The 918-nt window shown below is 64.7% G+C and carries 1 protein-coding gene; it reads left to right on the forward strand.

The genetic code is table 11. The annotated features are described in order from the left end of the window. Positions 1-16: 16 nt before the first annotated feature. Positions 17-918 (forward strand): helicase-related protein (locus tag ACTFO6_RS17230; protein ID WP_439935667.1); only part of this gene is annotated, 902 nt, incomplete at its 3' end.

The following is a 918-nucleotide window of genomic DNA, read 5'->3' on the forward strand; positions in this document are numbered from 1 at the left end:
ACCCCGGCGGGCGGAATTGCGCGAGCTGCAAGGCGATCTGCCGCTCACCGAGGCCCAGGCGGAACGCACCGCGCAGCGCATATTGCGCGCGGCGATTGCCCGCGACGTGCGTCGGCGCGAGTCGGAGAAAAGACAGCTTCGAACGATCAAACGGCTGCTCGATCAAGTCGCGGAGCGGCCCGACCCCAAGATCTTTGCCCTCATCGTCGACCTCGAGCGCGACGTTCTCGCCCTGCCGGGTGAAAAAGCGATCGTATTCACCGAGTATCGCGATACCCTCGCCGCACTGCGGGAAGCGTTCGAGTCTCATCCCGTCCTGCGCGATTCGTACGCGGAACTCACCGTAGGTCTCTCCGCCCGGCAACGCAGGCAGCGTATCGCCCGCTTCCACGAGGAAGGCTGCCGGATACTGCTCGCGACCGACGCCGCGAGCGAAGGCTTGAACCTGCAGGAACACTGCTGCCGCCTCTACCACTTCGAGCTGCCGTGGAACCCCAATCGGCTCGAGCAGCGTAACGGCCGCATTGACCGTCACGGCCAGACGCGCTCGCCGATCATCCGCTATCTCTTTTATCCGGATTCGCCGGAGGATCGAGTGCTGGACCGCCTGGTGCAGCGCATCGCCGCCATGCACCAAGACCGCGTCTCCACGCCCGACATTCTCGGCATCCTGGAAGGCAGCCGCCTCGAAGAGCTGCTCGGCGGCATCGAATCCGCCGAAGACGGCGAGCGCAAGGGCGAGACCCTCATGCGCTTGTTCGAGGCACGACAGGAGGAATTCACCTACCAGATCGCACCGATTCTGCTCGGCGGCGTGTCCGAGGAATCGCCTTTGCCTTACGCGAGTGCGGTTTCGGCGGATCCCATGGTCGAGGACGACGGTGATTTCGAGCGGCTGATGTGCGAGGCACTCGCTGC

It is taken from the genome of Pelomicrobium sp. G1 (assembly GCF_051905455.1).
Lineage (GTDB): Bacteria > Pseudomonadota > Gammaproteobacteria > Burkholderiales > UBA6910 > Pelomicrobium.